Annotated in this window: 16 protein-coding genes; 4 read left to right on the top strand and 12 right to left on the bottom strand. The window is 67.5% G+C overall.

Annotation, left to right across the window (positions count from 1 at the left end; translation table 11 throughout):
• Positions 1–5: 5 nt before the first annotated feature.
• The 3 genes from FVP33_RS05185 to FVP33_RS05175 form a co-directional block, all read right to left on the bottom strand.
• Positions 6–3,905: a Pls/PosA family non-ribosomal peptide synthetase gene (locus FVP33_RS05185; RefSeq protein ID WP_147783174.1), complete on the bottom strand. Its 3,900-nt coding sequence runs from the start codon at positions 3,903–3,905 to the stop codon at positions 6–8.
• A gap of 41 nt (positions 3,906–3,946) precedes the next feature.
• Entirely contained in the window at positions 3,947–4,249 is a 303-nt protein-coding gene (locus FVP33_RS05180; RefSeq protein ID WP_147782578.1) for a hypothetical protein, read from the bottom strand.
• Between the two features lie 69 nt (positions 4,250–4,318).
• Positions 4,319–5,623, bottom strand: coding sequence for a M23 family metallopeptidase (locus tag FVP33_RS05175; RefSeq protein WP_147782577.1), 1,305 nt, complete (start codon positions 5,621–5,623; stop codon positions 4,319–4,321).
• Between the two features lie 240 nt (positions 5,624–5,863).
• Here FVP33_RS05175 and FVP33_RS05170 point away from each other — a divergent pair, with 240 nt between their 5' ends.
• Positions 5,864–6,208 (top strand): hypothetical protein, encoded by a 345-nt coding sequence (locus FVP33_RS05170; RefSeq protein WP_147782576.1) that lies wholly within the window; start codon positions 5,864–5,866, stop codon positions 6,206–6,208.
• Between the two features lie 10 nt (positions 6,209–6,218).
• Here FVP33_RS05170 and FVP33_RS05165 read toward each other — a convergent pair whose 3' ends face one another.
• The 3 genes from FVP33_RS05165 to FVP33_RS05155 form a co-directional block, all read right to left on the bottom strand.
• Entirely contained in the window at positions 6,219–6,632 is a 414-nt protein-coding gene (locus FVP33_RS05165) for a four-helix bundle copper-binding protein (protein ID WP_147782575.1), read from the bottom strand.
• A 136-nt stretch (positions 6,633–6,768) separates the two neighbouring features.
• Complete coding sequence (locus FVP33_RS05160) at positions 6,769–7,122, bottom strand: UBP-type zinc finger domain-containing protein (RefSeq protein WP_147782574.1); 354 nt, start codon at positions 7,120–7,122, stop codon at positions 6,769–6,771.
• Positions 7,119–7,646 carry a GNAT family N-acetyltransferase gene (locus FVP33_RS05155; RefSeq protein ID WP_246142182.1) on the bottom strand — a complete coding sequence of 176 codons (528 nt, stop codon included), beginning with the start codon at positions 7,644–7,646 and terminating at the stop codon, positions 7,119–7,121. The genes FVP33_RS05160 and FVP33_RS05155 overlap by 4 nt, the downstream gene beginning before the upstream one ends.
• 242 nt (positions 7,647–7,888) lie before the next feature.
• Between FVP33_RS05155 and FVP33_RS05150 the strand changes: the two genes are divergently transcribed.
• Positions 7,889–8,209 carry a hypothetical protein gene (locus tag FVP33_RS05150; protein ID WP_147782572.1) on the top strand — a complete coding sequence of 107 codons (321 nt, stop codon included), beginning with the start codon at positions 7,889–7,891 and terminating at the stop codon, positions 8,207–8,209.
• A 14-nt stretch (positions 8,210–8,223) separates the two neighbouring features.
• Here the strand turns inward: FVP33_RS05150 and FVP33_RS05145 are convergent, their stop codons facing one another.
• Positions 8,224–9,012 carry an IclR family transcriptional regulator gene (locus FVP33_RS05145; RefSeq protein WP_147782571.1) on the bottom strand — a complete coding sequence of 263 codons (789 nt, stop codon included), beginning with the start codon at positions 9,010–9,012 and terminating at the stop codon, positions 8,224–8,226.
• Positions 9,013–9,196: 184 nt separating this feature from the next.
• Between FVP33_RS05145 and FVP33_RS05140 the strand changes: the two genes are divergently transcribed.
• Together FVP33_RS05140 and FVP33_RS05135 are read left to right on the top strand one after the other, a co-directional pair.
• The gene (locus tag FVP33_RS05140; protein WP_147782570.1) at positions 9,197–9,910 is read left to right on the top strand and encodes a CoA transferase subunit A; all 714 of its coding nucleotides are present in this window, start codon (positions 9,197–9,199) and stop codon (positions 9,908–9,910) included.
• 22 nt (positions 9,911–9,932) lie between these two features.
• Positions 9,933–10,607 (top strand): CoA transferase subunit B, encoded by a 675-nt coding sequence (locus FVP33_RS05135; protein ID WP_147782569.1) that lies wholly within the window; start codon positions 9,933–9,935, stop codon positions 10,605–10,607.
• Positions 10,608–10,637: 30 nt separating this feature from the next.
• Here the strand turns inward: FVP33_RS05135 and FVP33_RS05130 are convergent, their stop codons facing one another.
• The 5 genes from FVP33_RS05130 to FVP33_RS05110 all read right to left on the bottom strand — a co-directional run bounded on the left by FVP33_RS05130 (position 10,638) and on the right by FVP33_RS05110 (position 15,932).
• Entirely contained in the window at positions 10,638–11,864 is a 1,227-nt protein-coding gene (locus tag FVP33_RS05130; protein ID WP_147782568.1) for an ADP-dependent glucokinase/phosphofructokinase, read from the bottom strand.
• Between the two features lie 22 nt (positions 11,865–11,886).
• Positions 11,887–12,747: a ketose-bisphosphate aldolase gene (locus tag FVP33_RS05125; RefSeq protein ID WP_147782567.1), complete on the bottom strand. Its 861-nt coding sequence runs from the start codon at positions 12,745–12,747 to the stop codon at positions 11,887–11,889.
• Positions 12,748–12,794: 47 nt separating this feature from the next.
• Entirely contained in the window at positions 12,795–13,637 is an 843-nt protein-coding gene (locus FVP33_RS05120) for a carbohydrate ABC transporter permease (protein WP_147782566.1), read from the bottom strand.
• 2 nt (positions 13,638–13,639) lie between these two features.
• A complete protein-coding gene (locus FVP33_RS05115; protein WP_425460935.1) occupies positions 13,640–14,572 on the bottom strand; it encodes a carbohydrate ABC transporter permease in 933 nt (310 codons plus the stop codon).
• Between the two features lie 70 nt (positions 14,573–14,642).
• Positions 14,643–15,932 (bottom strand): ABC transporter substrate-binding protein, encoded by a 1,290-nt coding sequence (locus FVP33_RS05110; RefSeq protein ID WP_147782565.1) that lies wholly within the window; start codon positions 15,930–15,932, stop codon positions 14,643–14,645.
• Positions 15,933–16,120: the final 188 nt, after the last annotated feature.

Raw genomic sequence — 16,120 nt, 5'->3', positions numbered from 1 at the left:
TGCCGTCAAGTATTCCATGGGGGCGACGGCCAGGGGGCAATGGGGTTGCCCGCCCAGAGCGACCCGGGAGGAACGCGTTCGCCCCGCATCACGAGCGAGCCGGGACCGACCGAGGCACCCTCGTCGATCGCTGCCGCCGGCAGGATGACGCTGTTCGGCCCGAGTGTCGCGCCGGTGCCGATCCGCACGGTGTCCAGCTGCATGATCCGGTCGTGGAAGAGGTGGGTCTGCACGACGCAGCCTCGGTTGACGGTCACGCCGTCGGCCAGGGTCACGAGGTCCGCCTCCGGCAGCCAGTAGGTCTCGCACCACACGCCGCGGCCGACCCGCGCGCCGAGGCTGCGCAGCCACCATGCGAGCGCCGGAGTGCCGGTGGCGTTCGCCGCGAACCACGGGCGGGCCACCATCTCCACGAAGGTGTCCGAGAGCTCGTTGCGCCACACGAACGACGACCAGAGCGGATGCTCGCTCGCGTCGATCCGCCCGGCCACGAGCCACTTGGCGCAGGTCGTGGCGGCCGCCGCCGCCGCCCCGGCCGCGAGCATCACCACGCCGGAGAGGGCGATGCACCACACCCCGCCGGCCACGATCCAGAGCGACTCGAGGGAGCCGAGAACGCCGAGCGCGACCCACCCCGTCACGAAGACCGGCACGATGCGCAGCGCCTCCCACGAACCACGGGCGATCCGCAGGGCGACGCTCGGCTCGAACGTGCGCCCCTCGTCGACGTCGGTGACGGTGCGGCGCAGCCTCAGCGGCGGGTTGCCGATCCAGGACGACCCGCGCTTCGCCTTGCGCGGCGTGGCCGAGAGCACGGCCACGAGGCCGTTCCGCGGCACCGTGCGGCCGGGCCCGGCCATGCCGCTGTTGCCGAGGAACGCCCGTCGGCCGATCTTCGCCCGGCCGATGCGCATCCAGCCGCCGCCGAGTTCGTAGGTGGCCACCATCGTGTCGTCGGCAAGGAACGACCCGGGTGCGATCGTCGTGAGCGAGGGGATCAGGAGCACCGTGGATGCCTCGACCCCGCTGCCGACGGTGGCGCCGAGCATCCGCAGCCAGGCCGGCGTGAACAGGCTCGCGTAGAGCGGAAAGAGCAGCGTCCTGGCGCTGTCGAGCACGCGCTCGGTCGACCAGGCCTGCCAGCCGACGCGGCTGCGCACCGGGAAGTGCCCGTCTCGGAGCCCGAGGCCGAGGGCGCGCACGGCGAGAATCACGAGGAGCGCGTAGCTCGCCCCGCTCACCAGCACCGCGAGCGGTACCGCGATGGCCGCCCGCAGAAGCGCGACCCAGAGGGTGGACGCGTCGCCGATGGCCGAACCGACGACGAGCGCCCCCAGTGCCAGGCTCACGGCGGGCATCGCGGAGAGGGCGACCGAGCCCGCCCCGTAGACGAGAAGCCAGCGCCGGCCGCGCGGCGGGCGTTCGATCGGCCAGGCGTGCCGCGCGGAGCCCACGCGCGCGGCGGGCGACCCGGCCCATCGCTCGCCGGCCGGCACGCGCGCGAAGACCGCGGCTCCGGGCTCCACCTCGGCTCCGCGCCCGACGCTCGCCCCGCCGAGAAGGGTGCTTCGCGATCCGATGACCGCGTCGGCGCCGATGTGCACGTGGCCGAGGCGCAGAACGTCGCCGTCGATCCAGTAGCCGGCCAGGTCCACCTCGGGTTCGATCGCCGCGTGCGGGCCGATCGACAGCATCCCGGTGACCGGTGGAAGCGAGTGCAGGTCGACCCCCTCGCCGATCTTCGCGCCGAGCGCCCGCGCGTAGTAGCTGATCCAGGGGGCGCCGGCGAGACTCGCCGGTCCTACGAGAAGGGACACCTGCTCGGCGAGCCAGAGCCGCAGGTGCACCGAGCCGCCGCGTGGGTAGTCGCCCGGCCGCACGCCGGCGAGCAGGAGTCGCGCGGCGACCACGGCGATCGTCATCTTGCCGAGCGGGCTGATGAACACGACGAACCCGGCGGCGATCCACCACCACGACAGGGTGGGCACGAAGGTAACCCCGAAGACGAGGGAGAGCAGGTTGTTCGCCGCCGCGAGGTAGACCAGCCAGCGTGCGCCGACCAGCACGTGCAGCGGGATGCCGAGCAGGGTCTGGGCGAGCTGGCTGGCGAGCGGGGTGCGCGCGACCTTCCTCGTCGCGGCGGGCGCGGCGGGCGCTCGCGCGTCGAGCTCGTCGGCAAGCGACCCGATCCGCGGGTGGTCGTAGATGTCGGACACCCTGGTCTGCGGATGCCGCTCCCTGATCGCCGAGACCAGCTGGGCCGCGGAGAGCGAGCCGCCGCCCTGCGCGAAGAAGTCGTCGTCCGGGCCGGCCACCGGGGCTCCGAGGATCGCTGTCCAGCGCTCGGCGATCCAGGCGGCGGTGGGTGACAACTGCTCGGCCGCCGGCTCGTCGGAGGCGGGCAGCGGCCAGGGCAGGGCGGCGCGGTCCACCTTGCCCGAGATGCGGGTGGGCAGCTCGTCCACCACGGCGAGAAGCGGAACGAGGGCGGCAGGAAGGGCATCCCTCAGGGCATCGCTCGCCGCCGCGCGATCGAAGCCCACCACGCCGTCGACGAGGGCGAGGTAGCCGACGAGCACGTGGTTGCCGGCGGGCGTCGTCTGCACGGCGGCCGCGGCCGCTGCGACCCCGTCGAGCGATTGCAGCGCCGCCTCCACCTCGCCGAGTTCGATCCGGCGGCCGCCGAGCTTCACCTGGTCGTCCGCGCGCCCCACGAAGACGAGCCCGTCGCTCTCGAAGCGCACGAGGTCCCCGCTGCGGTAGGCCCGATCCCAGGCCAGGCCGGCATGGGGAGCGAACTTCTCCGCGTCCTTCACCGGGTCGAGGTACCGGGCGAGCCCGACTCCACCGATGATGAGCTCCCCCGTCTCCCCCTCGGCGACCCGCACCCCCGCGGCATCCACCACCGCGAGATCCCAGCCGTCGAGCGGAAGGCCGATGCGCACCGGTCCCGCGTCGCCGAGCGGTGCGGCGCAGGCCACGACGGTGGTCTCCGTGGGGCCGTAGGTGTTCCACACCTCTCGACCGCGGGCCGAGATCCGGGCCGCGAGCTCGGGCGGGCATGCCTCGCCGCCGAAGATCACGAGCCGCACCAGCTCGAGCGACTCCTCAGGCCAGAGCGACGCGAGGGTGGGGACTGTCGAGACCACGGTGATCCCGTGGGCGATGAGCCAGGGACCGAGGTCGACCCCGGAGCGCACGAGCGAACGCGGCGCCGGCACGAGCGACGCCCCGTTGCGCCAGGCCAGCCACATCTCCTCGCAGGACGCGTCGAAGGCGACCGACAGGCCGGCGAGCACCCTGTCGCCCGGTCCGATCGGCTCATCCCGCAGAAAGAGCCGGGCCTCGGCGTCCACGAAGGCCGCAGCGGAACGGTGGGTCACCGCGACCCCCTTGGGCACCCCGGTCGACCCGGAGGTGAAGATCACCCAGGCATCGTCCTCCGGGCGGGGTGCCTCGGCGGGCGGCTCGACATCGTCGACGGAACCGCGTGTCGCGGTGGCGGCACCCCGCGGCTCGAACATGCCACCCGCCCCGATCACGCCCACCACGTCCGCCTCGCGGAACACGAGCCGCGCCCGCTCCTCCGGGTCGTCGGCGTCCACCGGAACGTAGGCCGCGCCCAGCACGAGAGTCGCGAGAATCGAGAGGTAGAGGTCGCGGGTGCCCGACGGAATCCGGATGCCGACGGCGTCTCCGCGGCGCACGCCGGCCCGGCGAAGCGCGCGGGCCTGCTCGTTGACGAGCCGTAGCAGCCGGCGGTAGCTGATCGCGCCGTCCGGGTCCTCCAGCGCCACGGCATCCGGATTGTCCCGGGCCGTCTCGGCGAGGATCTGCACGAGCGTGCGCGCCTGCGTGCGCCTCGAACCGGCCTCGAGCACGCTCTGGCCGGGCGCCGACTGGATCACTCACGCTCCTTGCGTGGTGCCCCACGCGATCTGTGCGGCTAGCTGGCCTCGCGCTGCTGCTGCGGGATCGAGCCGGTCACGATCTTCGCGAGCGCATCGCGCTCGGCCTCCAACGACGCGACGGTCGCCTCGTCGAGCCCGGGACGCAGCACGTCGTTGAACGGGCTGTCCAGACCCGTCTTCGTGTAGACCGCCACGGAGTACGCACTCGCGGCCGCCTGGAGCTTCGCCGCGGCACGCTGGGACTTCTTGAGCGACACGTTTCGGCCGCCGACGACTTTCGCGTGGTTCTCGAGGGCCTTGACGAGGTCCTTCAGAGTCGCGTCGATTTTCTTGGACATGGCTCTCATTCTCCACTACGTTTGCGGTCGCTCGCTAGGAGCGCCCGAACCGCCAGGACCGGGCGCCAGCTAGAGGTCGATGCCCCGGTCGCGGAGGTACGGCACCGGGTCCCGCGCCACGTTGTTGTAGCGCACCTCGAAGTGGAGGTGACAGCCGGTTGACCATCCGGTGCTGCCGACCCGAGCGACCTGCTGACCGGCGCTGACCTGCTGGCCGACGCTCACCAGGATGCCGCCGTTGACGATGTGGCCGTAGCCGGTGGAGATTCCGCTTCCGTCTTCATTGGCGATCTGCACGAAGTTGCCGTAGCCGCCGTACGGGCCGGCGTAGATGACCCGGCCGGAGTGCGCGGCCCAGATCGGCGTGCCACAACCCGCGCCGAGGTCAGTGCCCGAGTGCAGGGCGTTCTGGTGGGTGTACGGGTCGAGCCGGTAGCCGTAGACGCTCGTGATCCGACCGCCGGCGGGCCTGGCCCATCCACTCGATCCCGGCTGTCCGGCGCTGCTCCCGCCTCCGGCTGCGGCAGCCGCCGCGGCAGCAGCGGCAGCTGCCGCCCGCGCCGCGGCCTCGGCGGCCGCCTTCGCCGCCGCGGCGACGGCGACTCCTGTGCGATAGCCGGCCTCGGTCTGCTGGGTGTTGTTGACGAGCAGCGCGAGCTGCGCGTCGAGCTCCGACTTGTGCGCCGTCTGCTCGGCGAGGGCGTTGGTGGCGTTCGTTGCGGCAGTCTGGGCCTCATCGAGGGCCACCTGGGCGGCCTCCGCGAGCGTCTTCAGCGCGGTCTTGGCGAGGGTGCTCTGGTCGGTGAGCGACTGAGCGCTGTTCTGCTCCTGCACCGCCTTCTCGTACAGTCCCTTCGACTGGTCTGTCACCTTGCTGGCGAGGCTGAGCTGAGACAGGAGGTCTGCGGCCTTGCCGCCGTTGAACATGAGGGTGGCGACGACCTCGGTGTTGCCGGAGCGCGCCATCTGGGAGGCCATGGCCCCCGCCCGCTCGCGCGAGGTCTTGGCGCGCGCCTTTGCCTCATCCGCCTGCGCCGCGAGGGCGTCGGCCTTGAGCGAGGCCTCGTCGAGCTTCTGCTGGGCGGCCTGAAGGTCGTTGCCCTTCTTCTCGGCCTCGGCCTGGGTGGCCTGCACCTGGGCGCTGAGGGCGTTCAGCAGGCCCTGGAGGCGCGCGATCTCCGCGTTCTTGGCGCCCTCGCTGGCTCGGGCGGCCTGCACGTCTCCCCAGCTGGGGTAGGTCACGGCCCACGCGGCCTGGCCGGACGCCACCGACCCGGCGGCGAGCAGGGCGAAGGCGACGAGCCCCGCGACCAGTCGGAGTCGGGCCTTGTCGGCGCTGCGCGGCAGGGCGCTGGCGTGCTTTGCGTAGCTCATGATCCCCATACATGACATGCGACCAGGTCGCGTGTAACACCAGTAACACTGGCAACACTCACCACAGTAGCAACGACTTGCCCCCGATAGCGAGGATCCGGCGGATCTCGCTGCGGTCAGCGGCGGCCGCTCGACCAATGTTTCGCTGGGTTACGGGCACGAGTGACTCTTCGCGCGGCCGCCGCTAACGTGAAGTGACCGGAGCCGGTTCGGCCCGGTTCCGACCATGATGAGGCCAGAATGTCCCACTCTCCCCAGCCCGCGCAGCAGCTCTCGGCTTGCCAGAGCGAGCACGCGATGGGCTGCGAGAAGGTCGGGGCGGGGCACGCGATGCACCTCATCCAGCAGCGCGTGGTCTCGGCGACGCCGAGCAAGTGGCTGGATGCCGTGGTCGGCACCCCGATCGGGGACGGCTGGGTGCGCCTCCACCTCCTCGACGGCAGCGCGGTGAACGTCTGGCACCACGAGGCGCTCGAGAACCTCGCGGCCGTGGGCGAGCCGGTCGGCATCCACGGCGTCTACAAGGTCGTCGCGGTCGGCGATCGCTGGTTCAACGTGCTCGTCGAGGGCGAGCTCGCCGCCTGAGTCCCAGGCGTCAGCTCATCGGCATCGACTTCATCGACATGAGCATGGCCTCGCAGGCCTTCTGGCACTCCATGCAGGCCTGAGCGCACATCCGGCACTCCTCGCGCATGTCCGCGTGCGTCATGCACTCGGCCGCGCACGCCGTGCACATGGCGATCGTGGTCTCGAGCATCGACATCATCGCGGCCATGTCATAACCCGCCGGGCGCATCATCATGCGCATCATCGTGTTGCAGACATCCGCGGTGCTCGCGCACATGCTCGCGCAGCGCGGCATGTCCATCATGCCGTCCCCGCATACCGTGCAGGCCTGCTCGCACGCCGAACACGCCTCGATGCAGGCCTGCATGCCCGCCATGTCCATCTTCTGCGCGTCCTTCATGTCCTTCATCGACATGGACATCATTTCGGCCATCATGCTCATTGCTCGCCGCCCATCGTCCCCACCGACGACCGGCACGCTGCGCGGTTCACGTGGACGGCAGAGAATCTCTGTTAGCAAATGGTACGCCGACTGAGTCGCTCCGTACCCGATGATTCTGGTCGAATTTCTCCCCGGACTAGCCCGCCAGGTCGCGCCAGTTCGCCGGCACCCGATCGCGCGGGCCGGGAGCGGTCTCCTCGACCGGGCGGTGCGCCGGCGGTGCCAGCGCGGGGCCGGTGATCATTGCGGAGGTTCGGTAGTCCCAGAACCAGTCCTCCCCGGGTTCGAAGCTCTGGATGATGGGATGCCCGGTCGCCGCCGCGTGGGCCGTCGCGTGTTTGGCCGGCGACGAGTCGCAGCATCCGATGTGGCCGCATTGCGCGCACCGCCTCAGGTGCACCCACCAGCCGCCGGCGGCATCGCACTCCAGACAGCCCGTGCCGCTCGGGGGAACGGTCACGTCGATACCGGTCGACTCGACGCCGGTCATGCTGCCCCCTCCAGGTCCTTGGTGAAGGAGTGGATGACGATCGCCTCCGCGCTGAGGGCGGGGTCGAACAGCGGGGTGTAGCCGGTAGCGAGGTACAGCCGCACGGCCTCGGGCTGGCGCGGCCCGGTGCTCAGCACGACGGTGCGGAAACCGCGTCGGCGCGCCTCCGCCTCGAGTTCGGCGAGCACGAGCCTGGCGAGCCCCTGGCCGCGATGGTCGACGTGGGTCCACATGCGCTTCACCTCGACGGTCGACTCGTCGATCGTCATGAAGGCTCCGCCCGAGATCGCCGCGCCGCCGCGCAACAACAGGGCGAACGTGCCGCCCGGCGCGGTGAAGGCCTCGGCGGGGTAGCGGGAGATCTCCGCCGCCGCCGGCTCACCGAACATCGTGCCGTAGCGTCCGTCGTACTCGCGCTCCAGGTCCTCGAGGAGAGGTGCCACGAGTGGGTCGAGCGGGTCGGTGTGCACGAACCTGTCCCCCGGCTGGAGGGTCGGGGCTGATCGGTTGCCTGGCTGCGTCACGATGATGCTTCTTTCCTGCGGTCTGATGTTAATCGTGCCACCTCCCGGCGACCCCCGCTGTTTGCCGCGGGCTGTTATCGTGCGCGGCATCACAGCCGCGCCCTGGCACCGGCGCTCGAACGGAGGCTCGCGGCCTGCCTGCCGAAGACCCGCTGACCGGGAGTCCCACCGAATCGAGATTCACGCCTCCCGCACAGCCACAATTCATTTTCCCGTTACCCGCCGGGCGCAGGCTTGGCGGCATGCTCGCACTCACGGCGACCGTTCGCCCCACCGATTCGTCCCTGCCGCTCGTGCTCCTGCGGGAGCGGCTCCACCGCTTCGAGCATGTGCCCGTCGCCCCGAATCGCACCATGGTCCTGATCCAGGGGGTGGGCCGGGTGCTCGTCCGTGACGAGGTGACGACCCTGCGGCTGGATGCGGTGGCCCGCTACGAAGACATGCTGGACACCATCCGGGCGGTCATCACCAAGGAGGTGGCCGGGTCCGTCCTCCCGGAGAGTCGCGACGGGCTGACCCTCACCTGGGAGCGGCCGCACACGGTGCCGGTGGAACTGCGCTGATTGGCGGCCTGCGCTCACCCCCGCGAGGCGTGCCGGGGCGTGCTCGCGAGCCGCTGCCCCACCAGGTGCGCCTGCTCGAGGAGCAGCCGCCCGAGCTCCGGCTGCCGCTCGGCCCGAAACCGCGGCTCGATCCCGGTGATACTCAGCGCCCAGGCCGGCCGGCCGCGGTCGTCGAAGATCGCCGCCCCCATGCCCCAGCTCCCCTCGAGGATGAGCCCCGGGTTGACCGCGTAGCCCGTCTCGCGGGTGAGCGCGATTCGCCGTCGGATCGCCTCCCCGGAGTGCTGCGGTCCCCAGTTCGCCTCGAGCGGCACCCGCGCCAGGTACCGGTCGATCTCGTCGTCAGCCGAGAACGCGAGCATCACCAGCCCCGCCGATGCGACACCGAGGGGAAACCGCACGCCCTCGTACAACACGAAGGACCGCACCGGAAAACTGCCCTCCTCGCGCACCAGGCACACTGTTTCGTTGCCGCGGCGCGCGGAGAGGAACGCGCTCTCTCCGGTCTCCCGCGCGAGGGCCTGCACGCCGTCGCGGGCGACATCCGTGATGTCGTACCGTTCGGCGGCAAGGGAACCGAGAACGTACAGCTCCGGCCCGAGGTGCCAGCGCGCGCGGTCGCTGTCGTGGTCGAGCAGCCCCTCGGCGGCGAGCGACGAGAGCAGCCGATGGGCCGTGGGCCTGGTGAGCCCGGCCCGCCTCGCCACGTCAGCCGACGACACCCCCTCGGCGTTCTCGCTCACGATGCGCAGGATGCTGCTCGCCCGCGAGATCACCTGCCCGCCCTGGATCGGTTCCGCCATCCGCTGCTCCCTTTCTGACCACTATGTGGATAACGATAGCTCGCCTGACCACGCTGTGATCGGATTCTTGGCCAACGCTCGGCAACTTTGACAGAAACAGATTGGGAACACTAGCGTGGTGTTCGGGCATTTCCTGACCACTTTGTGGTCGGAACGGCCCGGGCAACCACACGAGGGAGTGTTCATGTCAAAGGTCTGGCCATCGGCAGCGGAGGCTCTGCGCGATGCGGTGCACGACGGGGCCACCATCGCGGTGGGGGGCTTCGGGCTGAGCGGCAACCCGTCCGACCTGATCGAGGCCCTGCGCGACTCGGGCGCCACCGACCTCACCATCGTCTCCAACAACATGGGCGTCGATGGCAAGGGCCTCGGAATCCTGCTCGAGAACCACCAGGTGAAGAAGGTCGTCGCCTCGTACGTCGGCGAGAACAGGCTCTTCGCCCGGCAATACCTGGACGGCGAACTCGAGGTCGAGTTCGTGCCGCAGGGCACGCTCGCCGAACGACTGCGGGCGGGCGGGGCGGGCATCGCCGGCTTCTACACGAAGACCGGGGTCGGCACTCCGGTGGCCGAGGGCAAGACGCTCGCCGAGTTCGACGGTGAAACCTACCTTCTCGAGCGCGGCATCGTCGCCGACATCGCCCTCGTGCACGCGTTCAAGGCCGACCGCGAGGGCAACCTGATCTATCGCCACACCGCGCGCAACTTCAACCCGGTGGTCGCCACCGCCGGCAGGATCACGATCGCGGAGGCGGAGCAGGTGCTCGACACCGACTACCTCGATCCCGACGCGATCGTGACGCCGGGCATCTTCGTTCAGCGACTCGTCGAGTCTCTGCCGCGAACGAAGGACATCGAGCAGAGAACCGTGCGCCCCCGCGCGACGGTCGCCGACTAGAACTCCGCGGGAGGAGACGAACATGGCATGGACTCGAGACGAGATGGCCGCCATCGCCGCGCGGGAGCTGCGCGACGGCGAATACGTGAACCTGGGGATCGGCATCCCGACCCTCGTGGCGAACCACCTCCCCGACGGGGTGCGGGTGACCCTGCAGAGCGAGAACGGGCTGCTCGGCATGGGGCCCTTTCCGTTCGAGGGCGAGGAGGATGCCGACCTCATCAACGCGGGCAAGCAGACGGTCACCCTGCTCCCCGGCGGCAGCTACTTCGACTCGGCGACCTCGTTCTCGATGATCCGCGGCGGTCACGTGCAGATCGCGATCCTCGGGGCCCTCCAGGTCTCCGGCCACGGGGACCTCGCCAACTGGACCATCCCCGGCAAGCTGGTCAAGGGCATGGGCGGTGCCATGGATCTCGTCGCCGGCACTCCGCGCGTGGTCGTGGTGACCGAGCACGTGGCCAAGGACGGCAGCCCGAAGATCGTGGCGGAGTGCGACCTGCCCCTCACCGGCAGTCGGGTCGTGCACCGCATCATCAGCGATCTCGCGGTCTTCGACGTGACCCCCGACGGCCTCGTGCTGCGTGCCGCGGCACCGGGCACCTCGGTCGACGACCTGCGTGCCTCGACCGGCGCCGGCTTCACCGTGGAACTCGACGAGGACATCGTCGCCGGGGTCGAGGGCACGGCGACCTGAGCCGCTGGGAGCCCCGGCTCACCCACCGGGTCAGTCGGCTTCCTCGTCAAGGCTCGAAATCAGCAGACAAGACGAATCGGAAAGCGCCGCGATGAAGCCGCCGACGAATGTGTCCCCCAGGCCAATCGTCGTGGGGTGTTCGGCTGTGAGGACCAGGGCCGGAACGCAGCTGACGTCGTCCCCGAGCCGGCCCTCGAGCGCGGCGGCGAATTCCGCGCCGCGCTCGCCGGGGAGCCTGAGCCCCACCTCGCGGTAGTCCTCCTCGGTGAACTCGTCCCCGAGCAGGTATCGGCTGCTGGCCATGGTTATCCCGCCCTGCAGCGCGGCCCGGTAGCTCTGGGCGTGCTCGCCGAGCGCGAGCGACCAATACTTAGTGTGAACGACGAGGGTCGGCGCCGGGATGAGGGCGTGAAGCTCGCGAAGGGCCTGACCCATTTCCCGGGCATCGAGAAGATCGAGGCCACGGCCGAGGTAGGCCTGCATCTCGTCCTCGTTCAGGCTATAGACGTCGATCACGTCGATGAGTGCGTCGCGAACGCGCAGGCTCATCTCCGGCACATGAAATCCGGCGTCTTCGTAGAACACGACGGCACTCGACGAGAGGTGGGTCATGTGCTGCCGGACACCGAGAAGCCGCTGGTTGAGCAGGCCCGGATACTGGATGCTGTTGAAGCCCGAGAGCATGAACACCTCTGCGCTCTCCAGGGCAGAGCCCAAGTCGTCGCTGAGCGCCAACTCACCGTTCGGCGGATCGTTGGCGAAGATCACCCGGTTCGGATGGGGTGCTCGAATATCGATGTCGCCGGCGGTCACCCGCGCTCCCTCGTTGAACTGCACGATGAGATGCGGGTCGGTCGTGTCGCCCTGGGCGCTGCTTATGTACGCACACCCCGGTGGCAGCAGGCGGCGAACATTGTCGTCGATGCTCACGAGATGAACGGTGCTGCTGACGCCCAGAGTCTGCATCGCCATCGCCGCCCGCACGCAGGTTCCGCCCAGCGTGATGCGCTTGTCGAATCGCGAGGCGAACGTCTCCACGATGTCGGAGGAGGCGACGAATCGCTCCCCCCCGACACCGCCTCGCACGAAAGCCAGCAGGGAGACGACCAGGTCTCGCTCAGTCTTCACCGAGATCGACGAGTCCAACTCGGACTCGACGATCGAGTACTCCCCGACAAGGTCCTCGATCACGCGGGAGTCCCACCTGATCTCGTAATCGACGGTGCCGCCGAGGCCTAATACCAACTTCGTGTTCATCGACATAACGATAGGGATCGGTCTAGTACAGCGCTGCTTTTCCCGCGGCGTTGAACAGGTCGATCTTCTGAGCGGCGACCACCTTCATCGCCGCGACGGAGGGCGGCTGGATGGAGTTCGGTTCCCGCTCGCCCAGGTCGGCGAGCACCGCACGCATCTTGTCGTGGTAGGCGACCTTGATGTCGCTGGAGATGTTGATCTTGTTCACGCCCAGCGTCACCGCCTCCGCGATCTCTCCATCCGGGTTGTTCGATCCGCCGTGCAGCACCAACGGGATGCTCACCTTCTCCTTGATGCGCTTGAGTAGCCCGAGCTTCAGCTCCGGCTTCATCGTGGAGGGGTAGATGCCGTGGCTCGTGCCGATCGCGATGGCGAGGCTATCCACCCCGGTCTCCTCGACGAACTTCACCGCCTCGTCGGGATCGGTGTAGATGATTGCCGCGGCTCCGCCCTCACCGTAGTTGTCCAGCTTGCCGATCGTGCCCAACTCGCCCTCGACCGAGATACCGACGGCGTGCGCCGTCTCCACGACTCGCTTGGTGACAGCGATGTTCTCCTCGAACGGCAGCATCGAGCCGTCGATCATCACCGAGGTGAAGCCACACTGGATCGCCTGGAGCACCTGCTCGTAGGTGGCGCCGTGATCGAGGTGGATGGCGACCGGAACCGATGAGCGATGCGCCCGAGCGATGATGGCCGGCAGCATGTCCGTTCCGATGTGGCTGAGCTCATCGGGGTGGATCGCGACCAGCAGCGGGGACTGCTTCTCCTCACTGATCTCGAAGAGTCCGGTCATCATCGCGTGGTCGCTGACGTTGAACGCCGGCACCGCGAAGTCGTTCGCGTTCGCCACGGCCAGAAGGTCTTTGCCATTCACTAACATTTCGGTGTTTCTCCTTTGGTTGGTTTGTGAAGCGATGTTCCGCTGCTCTAGTTCTTGACCGCGCCGGCTGTCATGCCGCCGATGAAGAACCGCTGGAAGAAGAGGAAGAGAACCAGCACGGGGATGCACCCGAGGATGCTCATCGCCATCATCTGGTTCCACTCGTACGAGTTCTGCCCCATGAGCAACTGGATGCCGATCGGCACTGTCCGCATGTCTGGCGTGCGCGTGAGCGTGAGGGCGAAGAGGAATTCGTTCCACGAGATCATGAACGTGTAGATGCCGACCGAGACGATCCCCGGCACCGAGATCGGCACGAGGATTCGCCAGAGCGCCCCCATCGAGCTCGCTCCATCCACTCGAGCAGCTTCGTCGAGCTCCTTCGGCAGCGTGTTGAAGTACCCGGTCATCATGATGATCGCGTAGGGCAGCGTGAACACCATGTAGGTGAGAATCAGCCCCAGGTACGTGTTGTAGAGGCCGAGCACCACCATCAATCCGAAGAACGGGATCAGCAGGGTTATGGGTGGCACCGCCTGAACGCTCACAATGAGCATGCTCAGCGGCTTCTTGAACCGGAACTCGAAGCGGCTGAAGGCATAGGCGGCGAGCAGCGCAACGAGCAACGTGAGCAGGGTGACACAGATCGCAACCACATAGCTGTTGATGAAGAAGCGCACCTTGGTCGGATCCGTGAGAATCGCGATGTACGCATCGAAGGAGAAGTGCTCGGTGATCAATTTCGGTGGATAGGCGAAGATCTCGGTGTTCGACTTGAACGAGCTGGATGCCATCCAGAGCACCGGAAAGCCGGCAAAGATCGCACCGGCAGACAGGGCCACCAGCAGCCCCGTCTTCTTGAGGAGGTGGCCGCGTCGCTTGGTCGCCATGGTCAGTCCCGCGCTTTCTGGTACCGGGCGTAAAAGAAGGCAAGAATCGTGGACAGCACCAGGATCATGACCGCGCTCGCCGAGGCCTGCGAAAACTGGTAGTTGCTGAACGCCAGCTTGTAGGTGAAGGTGCTGAGCATTTCGGTGACGTTGATGGGACCGCCTCCCGTCGTCATCCAGATCAACGCAAACTGCTGCGAGGTCCAGATCACGTCGAGCATCGACATGCTGATGATGATCGGCTTGAGCTGCGGGAGGGTGATGCTCCAAAACTGCTGGAAGCCACTTGCGCCGTCCACTTTGGCCGCCTCGTAGAGGTCCTTCGGGATTCCCTGCAGACCGGCGAGCAGGCTCACCATGTAAAACGGATAGCCCGCCCAGATGTTGATGAAGGTGACCGCGATGAGCGCTGTCGCTGGGCTGGACAGCCACTCGATGCCCTTGTCGGTGAGTCCGAGGCTGATGAGCGCGTAGTTGATGACGCCGTTCGGGTTGAGCAGCAGCTTCCAGAGGATGGCGATAATCGCCACCGTGAACAGCCACGGGAGAATGTAGATGACCCGAAAGAGCCCGGTGGTGACATTGCTGAGCAACTTCGTGTTGAGCATCATCGCAAACAGCAGGCCGAGCACGAGGTGGGCGATCACGCTCACGACCGTGAAGACGGCCGTGTTCATTACCGCCGTCGGCAGCACGCTGTTTGTCAGCACCTTGATGTAGCTGTCGAATCCGATGAACTGCGGGTGCTTGTTGACGATGACGTTGTCCATCACCGAGTAGCCGACGACCATCGCAATCGGGATGAACATGAGGACGAAAAGCAGTGCGGCTGTTGGGGAGATGAATCCGTACGGGGCGAGCCTCCTCCCCAACGACTTCGTTGACGCGCCCCTCGACACATCAGCGTTGATGATCTTGATACTCAAGACGTTCACCTCCTAGGTCGGTCGGGCCGCGCCAGGGGGAATCCACTGGCGCGGCCGCGTGAAACGGCGATGTGCGGGACTAGAACTGCGTCTTCCAGGCGGCCTGGGCCTTCTTCAGCGCGTCGTTCACGGACTGCGTTCCGGTAAGCACCCCCTGGAACTGTTCATCGAAGTCACGCATCAGCTGGTCGGCAACCGGCAGACCCGTGAACTCGTTGACGGGGGCGCCGCTCTTGTAGATGTCAAACGCCGTCTTGAAGAGCGGGTCCGTCCCGGTGAAGTCAGGCTCAGACTTGGTGTTGCCGGGGAACGCGTGGGCCAGCGTAGACAGCTTCGAGTTGACCTTCTGGCTCATCAGGTACTGCACGAGCTTCCACGCTTCTGCCTTGTGCTTGCTGTTGTCAGAGATGCCGATGCCCCAGGAGGCGTATGGGATACCGCGCTTGCCCGCGAAGCCATCAGTGGCTGGGATGGCGGAGATGCTGAACTTGAGGTTCGGGTTCTTTTCACGGATTGTGGTGATGTGCGAGAGGGAGTCGATCATCATTCCGACGCGACCGTTCGTGAACTCCTCGACCTTGTCCTGCTCTGTCATCGTGAGGGCACCCGGCGAGACGACTCCCTTGTCCCAGAGTTCCTTGACGTACTTCGTCGCGCTGGTCACAGCGGAATTGGTGAGGTCTGGCTTTCCGCCCTTGAGCATGCTTCCGCCCGAGGCCCACGCCCACGACATGACGTCGTTCTGAATGCCGTTCGGTGCCTGCAGCGAGAGCGGAAGGACCCATCCCTTGGTGTTGCCGCCCAGTTTGCTCAACGCCTCGGCGGCGGCGGTGAACTCTGTCCTGGTCGTCGGCGCTTGAGAAATGCCGGCCTTCGCCAGCAGGTCGTCGTTGGTGAACATGGGGTAGACGAAGTTGACGACGGGGATCATGTAGGTGGAGCCGCCGACCTTGATCTGGCTGGCCAGCTGGCTTTCGTCGTACTTCGCGCTCTTCATGAGTTTGGAGAGGTCCGCAACGGAACCCTGCTTGGCGAAGTCACTGACCCATGCGCCGTCGAGGCCGACGACATCGGACATGGTGCCCGATGCGGCGGCGGCAATTGTCTGGTCCTTCGTCGACGCGTACGGTGCGCTGAGCAGCTTGACCGTGATGTTCGGATTCGCGGCCTGGAAGTCGTCCATCACCGAACGAAGCGCCCCCGCCGGCAGTTCGGGCTCCCACCACTGGGAGAATTCGAGTGTCACCTTCCCTGCGGCGACGGGAGTGGATCCGCCTCCACTGCTGCACGCCGTGATGAGGGTGATCGCGGAGACGGTGGCGAGAATACTGAGTATTCCGCGTTTAACCGTAGCGCCTTTGCTATTCATGGTTCTCCAATCCGGGAGCTGCTGCCTTGTGCTGTTCAATGCGCTTTCTTGCGCTTTGTTGCCCCGATGCTAGCGGCCCGCGGCAATCGCCGTCAAGCGGCGAATCGCAGGAAATAAAGTCGCGATCCCCTCAGATTCCGAGAGAACCGGCCCTCGAGGCCATCAAGCGAGTGATAGTGCTTGCGTAT

The organism is Lacisediminihabitans profunda (assembly GCF_008040105.1).
Classification (GTDB): domain Bacteria; phylum Actinomycetota; class Actinomycetes; order Actinomycetales; family Microbacteriaceae; genus Lacisediminihabitans; species Lacisediminihabitans profunda.
The sequence above is the reverse complement of the archived record's forward strand: the minus strand, read 5'-3'. Positions and strand labels throughout refer to the sequence as shown.

Coding starts and splice junctions, on each gene's coding strand:
- FVP33_RS05140 (WP_147782570.1), top strand. CDS start 9,197: ATGTCAAAGGTCTGGCCATCGGCAGCGGAGGCTCTGCGCGATGCGGTG.
- FVP33_RS05175 (WP_147782577.1), bottom strand. CDS start 5,623: ATGAGCTACGCAAAGCACGCCAGCGCCCTGCCGCGCAGCGCCGACAAG.
- FVP33_RS05145 (WP_147782571.1), bottom strand. CDS start 9,012: ATGGCGGAACCGATCCAGGGCGGGCAGGTGATCTCGCGGGCGAGCAGC.
- FVP33_RS05165 (WP_147782575.1), bottom strand. CDS start 6,632: ATGAGCATGATGGCCGAAATGATGTCCATGTCGATGAAGGACATGAAG.
- FVP33_RS05110 (WP_147782565.1), bottom strand. CDS start 15,932: ATGAATAGCAAAGGCGCTACGGTTAAACGCGGAATACTCAGTATTCTC.
- FVP33_RS05150 (WP_147782572.1), top strand. CDS start 7,889: ATGCTCGCACTCACGGCGACCGTTCGCCCCACCGATTCGTCCCTGCCG.
- FVP33_RS05180 (WP_147782578.1), bottom strand. CDS start 4,249: ATGTCCAAGAAAATCGACGCGACTCTGAAGGACCTCGTCAAGGCCCTC.
- FVP33_RS05170 (WP_147782576.1), top strand. CDS start 5,864: ATGTCCCACTCTCCCCAGCCCGCGCAGCAGCTCTCGGCTTGCCAGAGC.
- FVP33_RS05120 (WP_147782566.1), bottom strand. CDS start 13,637: ATGGCGACCAAGCGACGCGGCCACCTCCTCAAGAAGACGGGGCTGCTG.
- FVP33_RS05125 (WP_147782567.1), bottom strand. CDS start 12,747: ATGTTAGTGAATGGCAAAGACCTTCTGGCCGTGGCGAACGCGAACGAC.
- FVP33_RS05160 (WP_147782574.1), bottom strand. CDS start 7,122: ATGACCGGCGTCGAGTCGACCGGTATCGACGTGACCGTTCCCCCGAGC.
- FVP33_RS05130 (WP_147782568.1), bottom strand. CDS start 11,864: ATGAACACGAAGTTGGTATTAGGCCTCGGCGGCACCGTCGATTACGAG.
- FVP33_RS05135 (WP_147782569.1), top strand. CDS start 9,933: ATGGCATGGACTCGAGACGAGATGGCCGCCATCGCCGCGCGGGAGCTG.